2 protein-coding genes and 2 pseudogenes are annotated in these 2,648 nt (G+C 63.1%); 1 reads left to right on the plus strand and 3 read right to left on the minus strand.

All coding sequences use genetic code 11. The annotated features are described in order from the left end of the window. Positions 1-163 (minus strand): annotated as a pseudogene (locus EN984_RS30275) (xylose isomerase); the annotation flags it as partial. A 111-nt stretch (positions 164-274) separates the two neighbouring features. Here EN984_RS30275 and EN984_RS30280 point away from each other — a divergent pair. Continuing rightward, positions 275-637 carry a nuclear transport factor 2 family protein gene (locus tag EN984_RS30280; protein WP_127269938.1) on the plus strand — a complete coding sequence of 121 codons (363 nt, stop codon included), beginning with the start codon at positions 275-277 and terminating at the stop codon, positions 635-637. Positions 638-834: 197 nt separating this feature from the next. Here the strand turns inward: EN984_RS30280 and xylB are convergent, their stop codons facing one another. Together xylB and EN984_RS30295 are read right to left on the minus strand one after the other, a co-directional pair. After that, entirely contained in the window at positions 835-2,286 is a 1,452-nt protein-coding gene (gene xylB / locus EN984_RS30290) for a xylulokinase (protein WP_127270191.1), read from the minus strand. An 82-nt stretch (positions 2,287-2,368) separates the two neighbouring features. Next, positions 2,369-2,648 (minus strand): annotated as a pseudogene (locus tag EN984_RS30295) (tetratricopeptide repeat protein); the annotation flags it as partial.

The raw sequence follows: 2,648 nt of genomic DNA on the forward strand, positions 1-2,648 counted from the left end.
AGGCAAAGGAGTGCCAGTAGGCGACGGCGAAGCGCAGATGGACTTCCAGCCGTTTGCCGGCGACGAGCTCGTCGGGATTGTAGAACCTATAGGCCAGCGGATTGGTCGAATCCGGCCCTTCATATTTGATTTTCTTGATGTCGCCGAAAAATCCGCTGCTCATGATTTCTGTCCTCTCACAAAGTTCTGCCGCCATTACCTCAGGCGTAATTGGTTTCAGGCCAGCGCCGGTTGAAAAGGGTCATGTCAAAACCGTCAATGAAGGAGACAGACCATGACCGACCTCACCAAGATCGCTGAAAACTACATCACCGCCTGGAACGAAAGCGATGCCGTCCGCCGGACCGAATTGCTCAAGGCGACCTTCACGGAAGACGTCAGCTATCGTGATCCGCTCATGCAGGGCGACGGCCATGAAGGCGTCGCGGCTCTGATCGACGGCGTGCAGCAGCGCTTTGCCGGCTTCCGGTTCTCGCTGAAGGGCACGCCGGACGGTTTTGCCGACAAGATCCGCTTCTCGTGGAATCTCGGGCCTGAGGGGACGCCATCGGTGATCGAAGGTACCGACATCGGAATCATTGAGAACGGCCGCCTGAAGAGCGTCACCGGCTTTCTCGACAAGGTGCCTGCGCAGTGAGGACTTCTGGGCGAGGCGGGTGCGAAGCGCCCCCCTCTGGCCTGCCGGCCATCTCCCCCTCAAGGGGGGAGATTGGCTGTCTTTCCCGCCATCGCTAATTATCAACCTTGCAAGACGAGTAAAGCCGTCAACGCTGCCGATCTCCCCCCTAGAGGGGGAGATGCCCGGCAGGGCAGAGGGGGGCGCCTCGCACTGAATCACGCGGTTACAGCCCTGATCGCCGGGTACAGCTCCCGGTAGCGCTGATAGGCATCGGCATAGACGCCGCCAAGCGCCGCGTCCGGTTCGATCGTCGCATCCGTCCTCGGTGCCGTACAGATTTCAAGCGGATCGGCACCCGTCGCCGCGATCAGGCCGAGCCGCGCGGCGCCAAAGGCGGCGCCGAAATCGCCGTCGGCGGGAATGTCGACAGGCAGTTGAAGCGCGGTGGCAATCGCCTTCAACCAGTAGTGCGAGCGCGAGCCGCCGCCGATCGCCGTCACCCGCGTCAAACTCGTGCCGGCCGTGGCCAGGGCTTCGAGGCTGTCGCGGAAGGCAAAGGCTACACCCTCCAGCACGGCCTGGGTCAGCACGGGACGGCTCGATTCATGCGCCAGCCCGGTGAACGCGCCGCGAATGGCGGCATCATTGTAGGGTGTGCGCTCGCCCGAGAGATAAGGCAGGAAGGACACGCCGCTCGGCGCCTTCAATGTGTCGCCGAGCTCAGTGGTCAATTCGCCGGCGCTCTTCCCGGTGATTTCGGACAGCCAGTTGAGCGAATCCGTCGCCGACAGGATGACCCCCATCTGGTGCCAGGTGTTCGGCAGGGCGTGGCAGAAGGTGTGAACCGCGCTAGCCGGGTTGGGCAGGTAGGAAGCGTTGGCGGCAAACAGCACGCCCGATGTGCCGAGCGAGACGAAAGCGTGGCCGGCGCCGACCGTGCCCATGCCGCAGGCCGAGGCCGCATTGTCGCCGGCGCCGCCGGCGATTGGAATGGCCTGGACGCCCCATTTCGAGGCCAATTCACTGCGCAGTGCGCCTGCCTTGTGCGTACCCTCGACCAGCGACGGCATCTGCTCCTCGTCGAGCGACGTCGCTGCGAGCAGGTCCGTACTCCAGCGCCGGTTGCCGACATCGAGCCAGGAGGTACCGGCAGAATCCGACATCTCCGAAATGTGTTCGCCCGAAAGCCAGAGCCGCAGGAAATCCTTGGGCAGCAGCACTTTTGCGACCTTGGCGAAGAGAGCGGGTTCGTTGTTTTTCACCCAGGCAAGTTTCGGCGCGGTGAAACCGGGAAAGACGATGTTGCCGGTCAGAGCGCGGAAGCGCGGATCGGCATCGAGCGCAGCCGCCTCGGCATGGCTGCGCGTGTCGTTCCACAGGATGCAGGGACGCAGCACCTTGTCGGCGGCGTCGAGCAGCGTGGCGCCATGCATCTGCCCGGACAGGCCAATGCCCTTGACTGCCGCGAGTTCATCCGGATGGGAGGATTTGAGCTCGGCAATTGCGTCTTCGCAGGCCCGGATCCAGTGCTCGGGATTCTGTTCCGACCAGCCGGGATGCGGCCGTGAAACATCAAGCGAACCATGGCCGGAACCGATGACGGTTTGCCCGGCATCGATCAGCAGCGCCTTGACGCCCGACGTTCCGAGATCGAGGCCCAGATACATGTCTTCCTCCCACGCCAGTTAATTTTTTCGGGTCTCGAAAAAATCTGACTTGGCCAGTTTTTAAAACAAGATCCGCTTCGGGTCAATTCTCCGACAAATCGGCGGCGCGTCGCACAAACAGCGCTGACAGCGGACTGTCGGGCCGCGCCATCGAACGCTCGGCCGTGAGCGCCCTGGCCAGCGCACCGTCACCGGCGCGCAACGCTGCCTCGATCAGCGTCAGGTCGATAACATCCCGCTGGGCGTGGCTGCCGCCGAAGCGATGGGAGATCGATCGGATCGGCCGGATCAGGCGCACGGTCTCGGCGTAATTGCCCTCACCGAATGCCTTGACGGCGAGCGTCAGCGGATGGCCGACATCC

Source organism: Mesorhizobium sp. M7A.F.Ca.CA.004.12.1.1 (genome assembly GCF_003997835.1).
Classification (GTDB): Bacteria; Pseudomonadota; Alphaproteobacteria; order Rhizobiales; family Rhizobiaceae; genus Mesorhizobium.